The organism is Enterobacter cloacae complex sp. CARB60 (genome assembly GCF_036487345.1).
GTDB lineage: Bacteria > Pseudomonadota > Gammaproteobacteria > Enterobacterales > Enterobacteriaceae > Enterobacter > Enterobacter asburiae_D.
In genome coordinates, this window is the sequence record NZ_JAZKLC010000002.1 from 1789332 (window position 1) to 1805293 (window position 15962).

The following is a 15962-nucleotide window of genomic DNA, read 5'->3' on the forward strand; positions in this document are numbered from 1 at the left end:
TCTGTTCCGCCTCAGGGGTTTACGCCGCCTGAGGCGGTTTACGACAAAATCACCGAAAAGAGCCCGATTAAACGGGCTTTTCCCGCCATTGGATTTCCGCTGCGCTGGCATGATACCCGTGACGTAATGGGCTGAGCATGCACTGTGGCAGAAGAGAACGACGACAAAACGGAAGCCCCCACACCCCACCGACTAGAAAAGGCGCGTGAGGAAGGGCAGATCCCCCGATCCCGAGAATTGACCTCCCTGCTGATCCTTATCGTAGGGGTGTGCATTATCTGGTGGGGCGGGGAGTCGCTCGCCCGCAAGCTGGCGGGGATGTTGTCTACCGGCTTACGTTTTGACCACAGCATGGTCAACGATCCAAATCTGATCCTCAGCCAGATTATTCAGCTTATTAAAGGGGCCATGGTCGCGCTGTTGCCCCTGATTACCGGGGTCGTGCTGGTCGCGCTGGTCTCTCCGGTAATGCTGGGCGGTCTGGTTTTTAGCGCCAAATCGCTGCAGCCGAAATTTTCCAAACTGAACCCGCTGCCGGGCATTGCGAAAATGTTCTCAGCGCAGACCGGGGCCGAGCTGCTCAAAGCCGTTCTCAAATCGGTGCTGATGGGCAGTTCCGCAGGGTTTTACCTCTGGTACCACTGGCCGGAAATGATGCGTCTTATCAGCGAATCGCCGCTCACCGCGATGAGCAACGCGATGAATCTGGTCGGGCTCTGCGCGCTGCTGGTGGTGCTCAGCATTATCCCGATGGTGGGTTTTGACGTGATCTTCCAGCTTTATACCCACTTCAAAAAACTGCGCATGTCACGTCAGGATATTCGCGACGAATATAAGCAGATGGAAGGTGACCCGCACGTGAAAGGGCGCATCCGCCAGATGCAGCGTGCCGTCGCCCGTCGACGCATGATGGAAGATGTGCCGAAGGCCGACGTCATTGTTACCAACCCGACGCACTATTCCGTTGCGCTGCGCTATGACGAAAACAAAATGAGCGCGCCGAAAGTCGTCGCGAAAGGGGCCGGACTGATCGCACTGCGTATCCGGGAAATTGGCACAGAACACCGCGTGCCGATCCTGGAAGCCCCCCCGCTGGCGCGTGCTTTGTACCGCCATGCGGATATTGGACAACAGATCCCGGGACAACTCTACGCCGCCGTGGCGGAAGTGCTGGCCTGGGTATGGCAGTTGAAGCGCTGGCGTCTGGCCGGCGGTCAACGGCCTGTGAAACCTGAGAACCTTCCGGTGCCTGCCGCGCTGGATTTTATGAACGAGAAGGACACTGATGGCTAATCTGGTGGCAATGTTGCGCCTGCCCGGCAACCTGAAATCGACCCAATGGCAGATCCTTGCCGGGCCGATTCTGATCCTGCTAATTCTGTCGATGATGGTACTGCCGCTCCCGGCGTTCATCCTCGATCTGCTTTTCACTTTCAATATTGCGCTGTCCATTATGGTGCTGCTGGTGGCGATGTTCACCCAGCGTACCCTGGAGTTCGCCGCGTTCCCGACCATTCTGCTGTTTACCACCTTGCTACGACTGGCGCTGAACGTGGCGTCCACGCGTATCATCCTGATGGAAGGTCACACCGGTGCGGCAGCGGCAGGTAAAGTGGTGGAGGCGTTCGGCCACTTCCTGGTGGGCGGCAATTTCGCTATCGGTATCGTGGTGTTCGTTATCCTCGTTATCATCAACTTTATGGTTATCACCAAAGGTGCAGGGCGTATCGCGGAAGTCGGCGCGCGTTTTGTGCTGGACGGGATGCCGGGCAAGCAGATGGCGATCGACGCCGACCTGAACGCCGGTCTTATCGCCGAAGATGAAGCCAAAAAGCGCCGTTCGGAAGTGACGCAGGAAGCGGACTTCTACGGCTCCATGGACGGTGCGAGTAAGTTTGTGCGCGGTGACGCCATCGCGGGCATTCTGATCATGGTGATTAACGTGGTCGGCGGCCTGCTGGTCGGGGTATTGCAGCACGGGATGGACATGGGCCACGCGGCGGAAAGCTATACGCTGCTGACCATTGGTGACGGTCTGGTCGCGCAGATCCCGGCGCTGGTTATCTCCACGGCGGCGGGTGTGATTGTGACCCGCGTGAGTACCGATCAGGACGTTGGCGAGCAGATGGTGGGCCAGCTTTTCAGCAACCCGCGCGTTATGCTGCTGGCCGCTGCCGTTCTCGGTTTGCTCGGTCTGGTGCCGGGGATGCCAAACCTCGTCTTCCTGCTGTTTACGGCGGGCCTGCTGGGGCTTGCCTGGTGGATGCGCGGTCGTGAAATCAAACCTGCGGCGGAGCCTGTTCCGGTCAAAATGCCGGAGAACACCCAGGCCGTAGAAGCCACCTGGAACGACGTTCAGCTGGAAGATTCCCTGGGAATGGAGGTCGGGTATCGCCTGATCCCGATGGTCGATTTCCAGCAGGATGGCGAACTGCTTGGCCGTATCCGCAGTATCCGTAAAAAATTCGCGCAGGATATGGGCTTCCTGCCGCCGGTTGTCCACATCCGGGACAACATGGACCTGCCGCCCGCGCGCTACCGCATTCTGATGAAAGGTGTCGAAATTGGCAGCGGTGATGCCTATCCGGGCCGCTGGCTGGCGATTAACCCGGGCACCGCCGCAGGCACGCTGCCGGGCGAGCAAACCATCGATCCGGCCTTTGGCCTGGCCGCTATCTGGATTGAAAGTGCCCTGAAAGAGCAGGCGCAGATCCAGGGATATACGGTTGTTGAAGCCAGTACCGTGGTGGCGACCCATCTTAACCACCTGATTGGGCAATTCTCGGCGGAGCTGTTTGGCCGTCAGGAAGCGCAGCAGCTGCTGGACCGCGTCACGCAGGAGATGCCTAAGCTGACGGAAGATCTGGTTCCGGGCGTGGTGACGCTGACGACGCTGCACAAGGTGCTGCAAAACCTGCTCGAAGAAAAGGTGCCGATCCGCGACATGCGCACCATTCTGGAAACGCTGGCAGAGCATGCGCCAATCCAGAGCGATCCGCACGAGCTGACGGCGGTGGTGCGCGTGGCGCTGGGCCGCGCGATCACCCAGCAGTGGTTCCCGGGAACCGGAGAAGTGCAGGTTATTGGCCTCGATACGCCGCTTGAACGTCTGCTTCTGCAGGCCCTGCAGGGCGGGGGCGGGCTGGAGCCGGGTCTGGCGGACCGTCTGCTGGCGCAAACGCAGGAGGCGCTGGCGCGTCAGGAGATGCTGGGCGCGCCGCCGGTGCTGCTGGTGAACCATGCGCTGCGTCCGCTGCTGTCGCGCTTCCTGCGTCGTAGCCTGAATCAGCTGGTCGTGCTGTCGAATCTGGAGCTGTCGGATAACCGTCATATCCGCATGACCGCGACGATTGGAGGAAAATAATGCGTAAATGGCTTTGGATTTTGCTCTTCCCACTGGCGGCACAGGCTGGCGGGGAGGGGACCTGGCAGGCGAGCAGCATGGGTGTGACCCTCAGCAACCGGGGCGTCGCCATGTCCTCTAACCCGCTTTCGCCTTCTGACGGGGTTTCCGGTCAGATGGGCCTTGTGGTCTGGAACTACCGGCTGATTGGCCCAACCCCGGCCGGACTGCGGGTGCGCCTCTGTTCTCAGACGCGCTGCACGGAAATCGACGGCGAAAATGGCACAACGCAGGCGTTCAACGGCGTACCGGCCATTGAACCTCTGCGTTTCATCTGGGAAGTGCCGGGCGGTGGACGCTTAATCCCGGCCCTGAAAGTACAGAGTAATTCTGTCATCGTGAACTACCGCTAACACCCTGTCTTTTCACCAGCCATCAGGCAATTCTGATGGCTGGCTCTCAAAACTGCCTTCGCCTTTTGAATAAATAGAAACACTGTTTTATAAATCAGTGACGCGCGTGACGATACTCTTTGCATTTTTGCCATTCACCCGCTTTGTGATGGCAGAAACAGAAAGGTATCAACAGGCCAATGGATTTACTGTAGCCGTATAAAAGCTCCCGGACGAAGCATGCTTGCAGGGAGTCTCCCAAAACTGATTAGGGTTGACGGCAATGAAAACACGTAAAATTGGACTCGCAAATTATCTTGCTTACGGATCAGGCGATTTCCTCGGGGCGGGTACTACCGCCCTGACGGCGGCCTGGCTTTTATATTTTTATACCACCTTCTGCGGGCTCTCACCGATCGAAGCCACGTTCATCTTTGCCGCGGCAAGGGTGCTGGATGCCGTTGTTAGCCCGTTAATGGGTTTTTTAACCGATAACTTTGGTACGACCTGGCTCGGTAAGCGCTTCGGCCGCCGTAAGTTCTTTATCCTGCTGGGGATTCCGTGCGTGTTCAGCTACTCGCTGATGTGGGTTGGCGACATGAGCTTCTGGTACTATCTGCTGACCTATCTGGTGTTTGATATTGTCTACACCATGATTCTGGTGCCGTACGAAACGCTGGTGCCGGAAATGACCGACGACTTTAAACAGAAAACCAAGTTCTCCGGGGCGCGTATCTCTATGGCGCAGATGTCCGCCATTCTGGCCTCCTTCCTGCCGGGGATCCTGTTGACCCACTTCGGGAAAGACAACGCGGTTTCCTTCTTCTACGCAAGCCTGGTCTTCTCCGTGCTCTGCGCGCTGATGCTGACCTTCGTCTGGTTCTTCACCTGGGAACGCCCGCGCGAAGAGTGGTCTGAAGCGGCGCTGCGTGCTGAAGAAGAGAAGAAGAAGCTGACGCTGGGGCAGAGCCTCAACCGCCTGTTCGTTGAGTTAAGCTCCACGCTGCGCATCAAAATTTTCCGTCAGCATCTGGGCATGTACCTCGGCGGCTATATCGCGCAGGACGTGTTTAATGCGGTATTCACCTACTACGTGGTGTTCGTGCTGATGCAGGAAGCGTCTATGGCGTCCAATCTGCTGGGCACGATGGCTATCTTCCAGTTCCTTGCGGTTATCGCCATGATCCCGCTGTGTATCCGCTTCGGGCCTGCGCCGTCCTACCGCATGGTCGTGGTGCTGTTTGGCCTGGCGTCTCTCTCTTACGCCATGCTCTATTACGCGGGCCTGAGCGACGTCTATGCTCTGCTGTTGCTGATTTCTGCGGTGGCTGGGCTGGGCCGCGGCGGTATCAACTACGTGCCATGGAATACCTACACCTACATTGCTGACGTGGATGAAGTGATCACCGGCCAGCGCCGCGAAGGGATCTTCGCGGGCATCATGACCCTGACCCGTAAGGCGTCACAGGCCGGTGCGGTGATGCTGGTGGGCATTGTGATGCAGATGTCCGGCTTTGTCAGCGGTCAGAAAGTGCAGCCTGCGGAAGTGAGCCACACCATTTTGATGATCCTGAGCGTGGGAACCATTCTGGTGCTGTTCTGCGGCTTCCTCGTTTCCCTGCGCTTCAAGCTCAATTTGCAGACCCACAGCACGCTGCGCGAGGAGACCGCGAAAATGCGTGAGTGTGGTCATGCGATGCCTGAGTCAGCGACGCCACACGCCCGCGCCACCGTCGAGATGCTGGCCGGTATGCCTTATGAGTCACTGTGGGGCAATAACAACATCGGTTATCTGAATCGCAACAAGCCAGCGGCGCCTTCGCTGAAGGATCGCGCGGTACTGAATTCGACATACAACAGAGGTTAAGATAATGAAAGTTTGGCCTGTCAAACATAGCCCGTTACTGCGTCAGCCAGAGCGCTTTATTGCCCGGGACGAGCTGAAATCGCTGATTCAAAAGGTGACGCATAGCCTGGTCAGTATCCATGACAAAACGGGTGAATTTTTGCTGCGGCTGGACGACGGGCGCGTGATCGACACCAAAGGCTGGGCCGGATGGGAGTGGACGCACGGCGTCGGCCTGTACGGTATCTGGCAGTATTACTGCCAGACCGGCGACGAAGGTATGCGAGGCATCATCGACAGCTGGTTTGCCGACCGCTTTGCGGAAGGCGCGACCACCAAAAACGTGAATACCATGTCCCCGTTCCTGACGCTGGCCTATCGCTACGAAGAGACCCAAAATCAGGCCTGGCTGCCGTGGCTGGAAAGCTGGGCGGAATGGGCGATGGCCGAGATGCCGCGCACTGAACACGGCGGGATGCAGCACATCACCCTGGCGGAAGAGAACCATCAGCAGATGTGGGATGACACGCTGATGATGACGGTGCTGCCGCTGGCGAAAATTGGCAAGCTGCTCAACAAACCGGAATACGTTGAAGAGGCGGTATATCAGTTCCTGCTGCACGTGCAGAACCTGATGGACCGGGAGACCGGGCTGTGGTTCCACGGCTGGAGCTACGACGGTAATCATAACTTTGCCCGTGCCCGCTGGGCGCGCGGCAACAGCTGGCTCACCATCGTCATCCCGGATTTCCTTGAGCTGGTGGATCTGCCGGAAAACAACGCCGTGCGCCGCTACCTGGTGCAGGTATTGAATGCGCAGATTGCCGCGCTGGCGAAGTATCAGGACGATAGTGGGCTATGGCACACGCTGCTTGACGATCCCCATTCGTATCTTGAGGCGTCCGCCACGGCAGGGTTTGCCTACGGCATTCTGAAAGCCGTGCGCAAGCGCTACGTTGGCGCGGAGTATGCCGACGTGGCAGAAAAAGCGATTCGCGGAATCGTCAAGAATATCTCGCCGGAAGGCGAGCTGTTGCAAACGTCGTTCGGTACGGGGATGGGAAGCGATCTGGCGTTTTATCGTCAAATCCCGCTGACCTCGATGCCGTACGGGCAGGCGATGGCGATACTGTGTCTGACGGAATATTTGCGGAAATACTTCTGAACCTGTGGATATCCCCGGTGGCGCTGCGCTTACCGGGGCTACAAAACAAAACCCGGCTTGCGCCGGGTTTTTTGTATTACATGCGTTCTACGGTTTCGATACCCAGGGTATCCAGACCCAGCTTCAGGGTCTTCGCCGTGAGCTGCGCCAGCTTCAGGCGGCTGTTGCGGACCGATTCGTTTTCCGCAGACAGAATAGGGCAATGCTCGTAAAAGCCTGAGAACAGACCCGCCAGATCGTACAGGTAAGCACACATTACGTGCGGCGTTCCGTCACGCGCGACAACCGTCAGCGTCTCTTCGAACTGCAGCAGACGCGCCGCCAGCTGTGCTTCACGGTCTTCCGTGATGGTCACGGCAGCATTCGCCAGCGCGCTTTCGTCGATGTTAGCCTTACGGAATACGGAGAGCACGCGGGTGTAGGCATACTGCATATACGGCGCGGTGTTGCCTTCAAACGCCAGCATGTTATCCCAGTCGAAGATATAGTCGGTGGTACGGTTCTTGGAGAGATCCGCGTATTTCACCGCACCGATACCCACGGCGTTCGCCAGTTTTTCCAGTTCGTCAGCATGCATGTCCGGGTTCTTCTCGGCCACCAGACGGCGGGCGCGTTCCAGCGCTTCGTCCAGCAGGTCGGACAGCTTCACGGTACCGCCCGCGCGGGTTTTGAACGGCTTGCCGTCTTTACCCAGCATCATGCCGAACATGTGGTGTTCCAGCGGAACGCAGTCCGGCACGTAACCGGCTTTGCGCACGATGGTCCACGCCTGCATCAGGTGCTGGTGCTGACGGGAGTCGATGTAGTACAGCACGCGGTCGGCGTGCAGCGTTTCGTAACGGTATTTCGCGCAGGCAATATCGGTGGTGGTGTAGAGGTAGCCGCCATCCTTTTTCTGGATGATCACGCCCATCGGTTCGCCTTCCTTGTTTTTGTACTCATCAAGGAACACAACCGTTGCGCCTTCGCTCTCAACCGCCAGGTGCTTGGCTTTCAGGTCGGCCACAATGCCGGGCAGCATTGGGTTATAGAGGCTTTCACCCATTACGTCGTCACGGGTCAGGGTGACGTTCAGTCGGTTATAGGTGAGCTGGTTCTGAGACATGGTGATGTCAACCAGCTTGCGCCACATCTCGAGGAAGTATTGATCGCCGCCCTGCAGTTTTACCACGTAGCTGCGCGCGCGCTCGGCAAAGGCTTCGTCTTCATCGTAGTGTTTTTTGGCTTCGCGGTAGAACCCTTCCAGGTCCGCCAGCGCCATTTCACCCGCGTTTTCCTGCTGCTGTTTTTCCAGGTAGGCAATCAGCATGCCGAACTGGGTACCCCAGTCGCCCACGTGGTTCGCGCGGATCACCTTGTGACCGAGGAACTCGAGCGTGCGCACTGCGGCATCACCGATGATGGTGGAGCGCAGGTGGCCAACGTGCATCTCTTTCGCCACGTTCGGGGCAGAGTAGTCGATCACGACGGTCTGCGCCTCCGGCTGGGAAACACCCAGACGGTCAGATTTCAGCGCCGCGTCAACGTGGCGTGCCAGGAATGCAGGCTCAAGGAAGATATTGATAAAGCCCGGACCGGCGATTTCGGTTTTGCTGGCAATGCCGGAAAGATCCAGATGCGTCAGTACCTGCTCAGCGAGCTGTCGCGGCGGCATGCCCAGTTTTTTAGCCACTGCCATCACGCCATTAGCCTGATAGTCGCCAAACTGTACTTTTGCTGACTGACGAACCTGCGGTTCGCAATCCGCAGGCGCACCTGCGGCAATCAGTGCCTGACTGACTTTTTCGGAGAGAAGAGCCTGAATATTCACCTGGATACCTTACGTTTTTGATGCGGGCCTACAACCGCCCGCGCCAGTTAAAGAATTTAGGGCGGGAGTATACTGCAAATGCCTTCTGGCGTCAGCATCACGGGCCCCGAAGATCGCTCAGAATCCAGGCGGTGAAGGTGTGCATAATCATGCAGTCGCAAAAAGCCGGATTCTGCGGTTGGTCAAAACAGGTCAACAGAGTAAATTAGCGGCTTTGCGACACGAAAAGAGAGTGAATTATGGCGAACTGGCAATCCATTGACGAACTGCATGATATTTCCGCAGATTTACCGCGCTTCACCCAGGCGTTCACAGAACTTGCCACCCGTCTGGGTCTGGATATCGCACCGCTTGAGGCCGATCACATCTCTTTGCGCTGTCATCAGAATGCCACCGCCGAGCGCTGGCGTCGCGGGTTTGAGCAGTGCGGTGAGTTGCTCTCCGAGAACATCATTAATGGTCGCCCCATTTGCCTGTTTAAACTGCATGAACCGGTGAGCGTGGCGCACTGGCGATTCACCGTGGTTGAACTGCCGTGGCCGGGTGAGAAACGCTATCCGCACGAAGGCTGGGAACATATCGAAATTGTCCTGCCGGGAGAGCCGGAGACGTTGAACGCGCGCGCGCTGGCCCTGCTGTCTGACCAGGGTTTAAGCAAGCCGGGAATTTTTGTGAAGACAAGTTCCCCCAAAGGCGAGCGCGAGCGGTTACCTAACCCGACGCTGGCCGTCACGGACGGACAGGTTACGGTGAAGTTTCATCCGTGGACCATTGAACAGATCGTTGCCAGCGAAGCGTAAGAAGATGTGAGTTCACGCCGGGACTGAAAATTGACGGGGTGGCATGATGGTGCGTTTAGTGGGATTTCAGGAGGATTAAATGGCGCTGCTGGAGATTTGTTGTTACAGCGTGGAGTGTGCCGTGACCGCGCAAAAATACGGGGCTGACCGCATTGAACTGTGCGCGGCACCCAAAGAGGGCGGGCTGACGCCGTCCTTCGGCGTGTTGAAGTCTGCCCGTCAGGCCGTCACTATTCCCGTTCACCCGATTATTCGTCCGCGCGGCGGTGATTTTTGTTACACGGCGGGTGAGTTCAGTGCCATGCTTGATGATATCGCGCTCGTTCGGGATCTGGGGTTTTCGGGGTTGGTCACCGGCCTGCTGGATGAAGACGGCAATATCGATCTACCGCGCATGCGTCAGATTATGAGCGCCGCCCAGGGGCTGGCCGTCACTTTTCATCGCGCATTTGATATGTGTAAAGATCCGCTTCAGGCCTTTGAAACGCTGGGAGAACTTGGCGTGGCGCGCATTCTGACATCCGGTCAACAGGCGTCAGCTGAAAAAGGACTGCAATTAATTACGGAACTAAAAGCACATTCCGGTGTTCCAATAATAATGGCGGGTGCGGGAGTCCGCGCCAGCAATCTGGAACGGTTTTTAAACGCCGGGGTAGAAGAGCTGCACAGCTCCGCAGGTAAATGGATACCTTCGCCCATGCGTTATCGCAATACAGGGTTGTCAATGTCGACGGACGCTGAAGCGGATGAGTATTCACGCTACGGCGTAGAGGGAGAGTCGGTTGCGGAAATGAAGTCGCTGATTGAGCGCCATCACGTGTAGCAACGTACCGATTTTTACCGCGCATCATGTCGCCCAATATGATGCTTGCTTGTACCAGGCCCCTGCAATTTCAACAGGGGCCTTTTTTTCTCCTTCATATTTCTATTTTGGAGAAAACCTTCACTGAGTAGGCCGGGTAAGGCGTAGCCGCCACCCGGCTAAAGGGCTACGGCTTGGTCGCAATCAACACCGCGCGCATCGGGGCCGGATAGCCTTCGATGGTTTTGCTGTGGTCGGCCGGGTCGAGGAACTGCTCCAGCGATTCGGTGATCATCCAGTCGGTGCGGCGCTGTTCCTCAATTGAGGTCACGCTGACATCGGCAATCCGCACATCCACAAACCCGCACTTCTCCAGCCAGTTCTTCAGCGCCAGCGCGGAAGGGATGAAGTAAACGTTGCGCATCTGCGCGTAGCGATCGCCCGGCACCAGAACGGCATGCTCATCACCTTCAATCACCAGCGTTTCCAGCACCAGCTCGCCGCCGCTGACCAGCTGATCCTTCAATTGCCACAGGTGTTCAAGCGGAGAACGACGGTGATACAGCACGCCCATGGAGAAGACGGTATCAAACGCTTTCAGGGCGGGGAGCTGTTCGATGCCCAGCGGCAGCAGGTGCGCGCGCTGGTCGTTGCCCAGCAGCTTGCGCACCGCTTCAAACTGGCACAGGAACAGCTGCATCGGGTCAATACCGACCGCCAGATGCGCGCCCGCGCCAATCATGCGCCACATGTGGTAACCGCTGCCGCAGCCCACGTCCAGAATGGTACGTCCGGTCAGGTCGGAAAGGTGGGGCAGAACGCGATCCCATTTCCAGTCCGAGCGCCATTCGGTATTGATGTTCACGCCGTAAAGTGAAAACGGCCCTTTGCGCCACGGCATCAGGTTACGCATCAGCGTTTCGATGCGGTTGATCTGCCCGGCCGGGAGCGGCTCTTCGCTCTCGGCGGTTACGCTGTGCAGAAGATCCAGACGGTACGGGGTCAGTTCGGGCAGAAACTCCACCGCGTTTGACCACTGCTTTAACAGGCCGTGCTGCTGATCGCGCTGCCATGCGGCAATCTGCGCGGGCAAGGTTTCCAGCCAGTGGGAGAGCTGGTTTTTGGCAATCAGCTGATAGAAGTTACTGAATTCGATCATGCGGATTCCCCCGCTTTCAGCGCCACCAGAGAGCCAAAGTTAAAGCACTGGAACCACAGTTCGCTGTGCTCAAACCCGGCTTTGCTCAGACGCGCTTTGTGGGTTTCTACGGAATCCGTCAGCATCACGTTTTCGAGCATGCTGCGCTTCTGGCTGATCTCCAGCTCGCTGTAGCCGTTCGCCCGTTTGAAATCGTGGTGCATGTTGAACAGCAGCTCACCAACCTCGGCATCTTCGAAGCTGAATTTCTCCGAGAGCACCAGCGCGCCGCCGGGATTCAGCCCCTGATAAATTTTATCCAGCAGCAGCTGGCGGTCTTCAGGCACCAGGAACTGAAGGGTGAAATTCAGCACCACCATCGAGGCGTTATTGATCTCAATCTCGCGGATGTCACCTTCCACCACGTCTACCGGAACAGGGGCTTTGTACGCGTCGATATGGCGACGGCAGCGCTCAACCATGGCCGGGGAGTTATCGACGGCAATGATTCGGCAGCCTTCCTGGTGAATATTACGACGAACCGACAGCGTTGCCGCGCCGAGCGAGCAGCCCAGGTCATAGACCTGCGTGCCGGGTTGAACGAAGCGCTCAGCCAGCATGCCGATCATAGAGATAATATTGGAATAACCGGGAACAGAGCGCTGGATCATATCCGGGAAGACTTCGGCTACCCGTTCATCGAAGGTCCAGTCGCCCAGGCTGGCGATAGGCGCGGAAAAAAGCGTGTCGCGATCTGACATAACGTAAAAATCCGGGAAAAATAAAGTGGCGTATTGTGCGCTAATGGAGGGAGAAAACCAACTCCCACGGCATATACCACAGGTTAGCCAGCACCATCAGCAAAAGCGAACACCAGGTCGCACTCATGCCGGAACGACGCCAGCGGATTAAGCGGTGGTGAAAGCCGTAATAATGCATCAGGCGGCCAGCAATAAGAAGCAGGCCACAGATGTGCACCATCCAGGTTTCTGCGCCATTCATCTCCATAAATAGCAGCAGGATTAAGGCTGCGGGGATGTATTCGACCGCGTTGCCATGAATGCGGATAGCGCTTTGTAGCTCTGAAAATCCCCCGTCACCGTAAGAGACACGGTACAGCGTTCTGAGGCGCACAACATCAAATGAAAACTTAATCAGCAGTAATGCACCTAACACCGCATACAGCGCGCTGACCATACAAACTCCCTGTTTTTGGCAGATGGCACTTCACTATGATAGGGGGTGATATCAGAAAAGAGAAGATTGTTGTGGGATGGCAGGGGCGCTGCCCACGGACGGCACCGCAGCCTGCAAGGCCTGCCACAGAGCATCGACCAGTTCGGGCGCCTGGGCGATATCCGGCGTGTGCAAAAAGAGATACGGCGTAGTGGTATGTTCCCACTTCGGCAATGTTTGCAGCCAGACGGCGAACATCGCCTGATTTTGCTGCATGTTATCGCTGCCGATAAACCTGACCATGGGGTTATGTGCGGTCACGATGGCGTGGACCGGCACTTTCGGTTTTTTACGCTGCGCTTCAACGATGGCTTCGCTATGGGGGACAGCGCTGTGCACCGGGCGGCTATCGAGGATCACCCGGTTTACGGAACGCTCAAGCAGGCCGCGATTGAGCGCTTTTTCTGCTTCGCCCTTCGCAAAAAATTCAGGATGCCTGACTTCCACGCCGTAGGTGAATTCACGGGGCAGGGCATCAAGGAACTGCCAGAGCGCAGGCAAATCGCGCGGGCCAAACGTGGCGGGTAGCTGGATCCAGTACTGACCGATGCGGTTCGCCAGCGGCGACATGCGCGCGAAAAATTCTTCGGTCAAATCGCCGCAGTTACGCAGCGCGGCGTTGTGGGAAATGGTGGCCGGAAACTTGAAGCAGAAGCGGAAGTCGTCGGTCGTTTGTTCCCGCCAGCGCGCAACAATCTCGGCTTTGGGGAGCGCATACAGGGTGGTGTTGCCCTCGACGCAGTTGAAGTGTCGGGCATACTCCTCAAGGCTGGTGATGCCAAGGCGCACCCATTTCGGGTGCGACCACTGGGGCAGGCCTACATACATCATAGTGCGCTGACAATCTCATCCGTGCTGCGCACGCGGCCGATGCGCGGGAAGATATGGGTCATGCTGCCCTGATGCTGTTCCGCGGAGGCTGCGCTGCAGGCATCTTCGGCGATCACCAGATTAAAGCCCAGCTCCCACGCGTTACGGGCGGTAGACTCCACGCCAATATTGGTGGAAATGCCGCATAGGATGATGGTGTCGATGCCGCGACGGCGGAGCTGCAGTTCGAGATCGGTACCGTAGAAGGCGCCCCACTGGCGTTTGGTCACTTCAATATCGCTGTCGCGTTTGCCGAGTGAGACCGGGTACGTCCACCAGTTTTCCGGCAGGGCGCGTGCAGGAGCATGGGCATCAACGGGCTGTTTTAACGCTTCGGCGTAATCCGCAGACCAGCCGACGCGCACCATGATAACAGGCGCACCGCTGGCACGACATGTTTCCGCCAGGCGAGCGGCGCGGCTGACTACATCATCCGCGGTATGCGGGCCACCGGCGAAGGGCAGAATGCCTTCCTGTAAATCAATCACGACAAGTGCGGTTTTACTGGCATCAAGTGTTAACATCGTTACTCCCGTTAAATTAGTCACTTCCAGACACCATACGACGTGATGGCCTGTTCCTGGTCGGATAATTTTGTTAATTTTTGTGAGAATGCGCAATAAGAGTGCAGCAAACGACCGCCAGGCCGTGGTTCGCTCTTATCGTCCGGCGGAATTTCCAGTATAATAGCCGCCTTTTTTCATCCAGTTGTGACATACAGAAAGCTGCGACATAGTAGCCTGCATACCAGGCGACATTTAGCCTGCGGCTAATTAAGGGATATCTCATGCGTACAGAATATTGCGGGCAGCTGCGTCAGTCCCACGTCGGACAGCAGGTAACCCTATGTGGTTGGGTCAATCGTCGTCGTGATCTTGGTAGCCTTATCTTCATCGATATGCGCGACCGCGAAGGTATCGTTCAGGTGTTCTTCGACCCGGATCGCGCAGATGCGTTGAAGCTGGCCTCTGAGCTGCGTAATGAGTTCTGCATTCAGGTTACCGGCACCGTGCGTGCGCGTGACGAGAAAAACGTCAACGCCGACATGGCGACGGGCGCCATCGAAGTGCTGGCGTCCGATCTGGTGATAATCAACCGTGCAGAAGCGCTGCCGCTGGACTCCAACCACGTCAACACTGAAGAAGCGCGTCTGAAATACCGCTACCTGGATCTGCGTCGCCCGGAAATGGCCCAGCGCCTGAAAACCCGTGCGAAAATCACCAGCCTGGTGCGTCGCTTTATGGATGACCACGGTTTCCTCGATATCGAAACCCCGATGCTGACCAAAGCCACGCCGGAAGGCGCGCGCGATTACCTGGTCCCATCCCGCGTTCATAAAGGTAAATTCTACGCGCTGCCGCAGTCTCCACAGCTCTTCAAACAGCTGCTGATGATGTCCGGCTTCGATCGCTACTATCAGATCGTTAAATGCTTCCGCGACGAAGATCTGCGCGCTGACCGCCAGCCAGAATTTACCCAGATCGACGTGGAAACCTCCTTCATGACCGCCGAGCAGGTGCGTGAAGTGATGGAAGCCCTGGTGCGTAGCCTGTGGAACGACGTGAAAGGCGTTGAACTGGGCGATTTCCCCATCATGACCTTCGCTGAAGCCGAGCGTCGCTACGGCTCCGACAAACCAGACCTGCGCAACCCGATGGAGCTGGTGGACGTGGCAGACCTGGTGAAAGCCGTTGAGTTTGCCGTATTCTCTGGCCCGGCTAACGATCCGAAAGGCCGCGTAGCAGCGCTGCGTGTACCGGGTGGTGCAGCACTGAGCCGTAAGCAGATCGACGACTACGGCAACTTCATCAAGATCTACGGCGCGAAAGGTCTGGCCTATATTAAAGTGACCGAGCGTGCGAAAGGTCTGGAAGGTATCACCAGCCCGGTAGCGAAGTTCCTGAACGCAGAGATCGTGGAAGCGATCCTTGAGCGCACCGGCGCGCAGGACGGCGACATGATCTTCTTCGGCGCAGACAACAAGAAAGTCGTGGCGGATGCGATGGGCGCGCTGCGTCTGAAGCTCGGCAAAGACCTGAGCCTGACCGACGAAAACAAATGGGCGCCGCTGTGGGTTATCGACTTCCCAATGTTTGAAGACGACGGTGAAGGCGGTCTTACCGCAATGCACCACCCGTTCACCTCGCCAAAAGACATGAGTGCGGCAGAGCTGAAAGCGGCGCCGGAAGACGCGGTCGCGAACGCTTATGACATGGTTATCAACGGCTACGAAGTGGGCGGCGGTTCCGTGCGTATTCACAGCGGCGAAATGCAGCAGACCGTGTTCGGCATCCTGGGCATCAACGAGCAGGAGCAGCGCGAGAAGTTCGGCTTCCTGCTGGACGCCCTGAAATACGGCACGCCTCCGCACGCGGGTCTGGCCTTCGGTCTTGACCGCCTGACCATGCTGCTGACCGGCACCGATAACATTCGTGATGTTATTGCCTTCCCGAAAACCACTGCCGCAGCGTGTCTGATGACCGAAGCGCCAAGCTTTGCCAACCCGGCCTCTCTGGCCGAGCTGGGCATTGAAGTGGTGAAGAAGGAAGAGAAAAACTGA

At 57.4% G+C, this 15962-nt stretch carries 14 protein-coding genes; 8 read left to right on the forward strand and 6 right to left on the reverse strand.

Going from position 1 to position 15962, the window contains the following annotated elements:
- Nucleotides 1-144: 144 nt before the first annotated feature.
- From flhB to bglB, 5 genes are all read left to right on the forward strand, one after another.
- Nucleotides 145-1293 carry a flagellar biosynthesis protein FlhB gene (flhB, locus tag V4835_RS09540; protein ID WP_063143693.1) on the forward strand — a complete coding sequence of 383 codons (1149 nt, stop codon included), beginning with the start codon at nt 145-147 and terminating at the stop codon, nt 1291-1293.
- Entirely contained in the window at nt 1286-3364 is a 2079-nt protein-coding gene (gene flhA / locus V4835_RS09545; RefSeq protein ID WP_063143694.1) for a flagellar biosynthesis protein FlhA, read from the forward strand. Before flhB ends, flhA begins: the two co-directional genes overlap by 8 nt.
- Entirely contained in the window at nt 3364-3756 is a 393-nt protein-coding gene (gene flhE / locus V4835_RS09550) for a flagellar protein FlhE (RefSeq protein ID WP_213327877.1), read from the forward strand. Before flhA ends, flhE begins: the two co-directional genes overlap by 1 nt.
- A 262-nt stretch (nt 3757-4018) precedes the next feature.
- A complete protein-coding gene (locus V4835_RS09555) occupies nt 4019-5602 on the forward strand; it encodes an MFS transporter (RefSeq protein ID WP_331412026.1) in 1584 nt (527 codons plus the stop codon).
- 4 nt (nt 5603-5606) lie between these two features.
- Nucleotides 5607-6746, forward strand: a complete 1140-nt coding sequence (bglB, locus tag V4835_RS09560; RefSeq protein ID WP_331412027.1) for a beta-galactosidase BglB — start codon at nt 5607-5609, stop codon at nt 6744-6746.
- Nucleotides 6747-6822: 76 nt separating this feature from the next.
- Here bglB and argS read toward each other — a convergent pair whose 3' ends face one another.
- Complete coding sequence (gene argS / locus V4835_RS09565) at nt 6823-8556, reverse strand: arginine--tRNA ligase (RefSeq protein ID WP_331412028.1); 1734 nt, start codon at nt 8554-8556, stop codon at nt 6823-6825.
- Between the two features lie 239 nt (nt 8557-8795).
- Between argS and V4835_RS09570 the strand changes: the two genes are divergently transcribed.
- Both V4835_RS09570 and cutC read left to right on the forward strand, forming a co-directional pair.
- Nucleotides 8796-9356: a VOC family protein gene (locus tag V4835_RS09570; protein WP_331412029.1), complete on the forward strand. Its 561-nt coding sequence runs from the start codon at nt 8796-8798 to the stop codon at nt 9354-9356.
- 79 nt (nt 9357-9435) lie between these two features.
- Nucleotides 9436-10179, forward strand: coding sequence for a copper homeostasis protein CutC (cutC, locus tag V4835_RS09575; protein WP_331412030.1), 744 nt, complete (start codon nt 9436-9438; stop codon nt 10177-10179).
- 166 nt (nt 10180-10345) lie between these two features.
- Here cutC and cmoB read toward each other — a convergent pair whose 3' ends face one another.
- The 5 genes from cmoB to V4835_RS09600 are packed head-to-tail and all read right to left on the reverse strand — an operon-like array spanning nt 10346 to nt 13926.
- The gene (gene cmoB, locus V4835_RS09580) at nt 10346-11317 is read right to left on the reverse strand and encodes a tRNA 5-methoxyuridine(34)/uridine 5-oxyacetic acid(34) synthase CmoB (protein ID WP_023336115.1); all 972 of its coding nucleotides are present in this window, start codon (nt 11315-11317) and stop codon (nt 10346-10348) included.
- Nucleotides 11314-12057, reverse strand: a complete 744-nt coding sequence (cmoA, locus tag V4835_RS09585; RefSeq protein ID WP_032647795.1) for a carboxy-S-adenosyl-L-methionine synthase CmoA — start codon at nt 12055-12057, stop codon at nt 11314-11316. Before cmoA ends, cmoB begins: the two co-directional genes overlap by 4 nt.
- Before the next feature lie 40 nt (nt 12058-12097).
- Nucleotides 12098-12493, reverse strand: a complete 396-nt coding sequence (locus V4835_RS09590; RefSeq protein ID WP_021240443.1) for an MAPEG family protein — start codon at nt 12491-12493, stop codon at nt 12098-12100.
- Between the two features lie 51 nt (nt 12494-12544).
- Entirely contained in the window at nt 12545-13363 is an 819-nt protein-coding gene (locus V4835_RS09595; RefSeq protein WP_331412031.1) for a DUF72 domain-containing protein, read from the reverse strand.
- The gene (locus V4835_RS09600; protein ID WP_331412032.1) at nt 13360-13926 is read right to left on the reverse strand and encodes a hydrolase; all 567 of its coding nucleotides are present in this window, start codon (nt 13924-13926) and stop codon (nt 13360-13362) included. Before V4835_RS09600 ends, V4835_RS09595 begins: the two co-directional genes overlap by 4 nt.
- 263 nt (nt 13927-14189) lie before the next feature.
- Here V4835_RS09600 and aspS point away from each other — a divergent pair, with 263 nt between their 5' ends.
- On the forward strand, nt 14190-15962 hold the full coding sequence (gene aspS / locus V4835_RS09605; protein ID WP_331412033.1) for an aspartate--tRNA ligase: 1773 nt from the start codon (nt 14190-14192) through the stop codon (nt 15960-15962).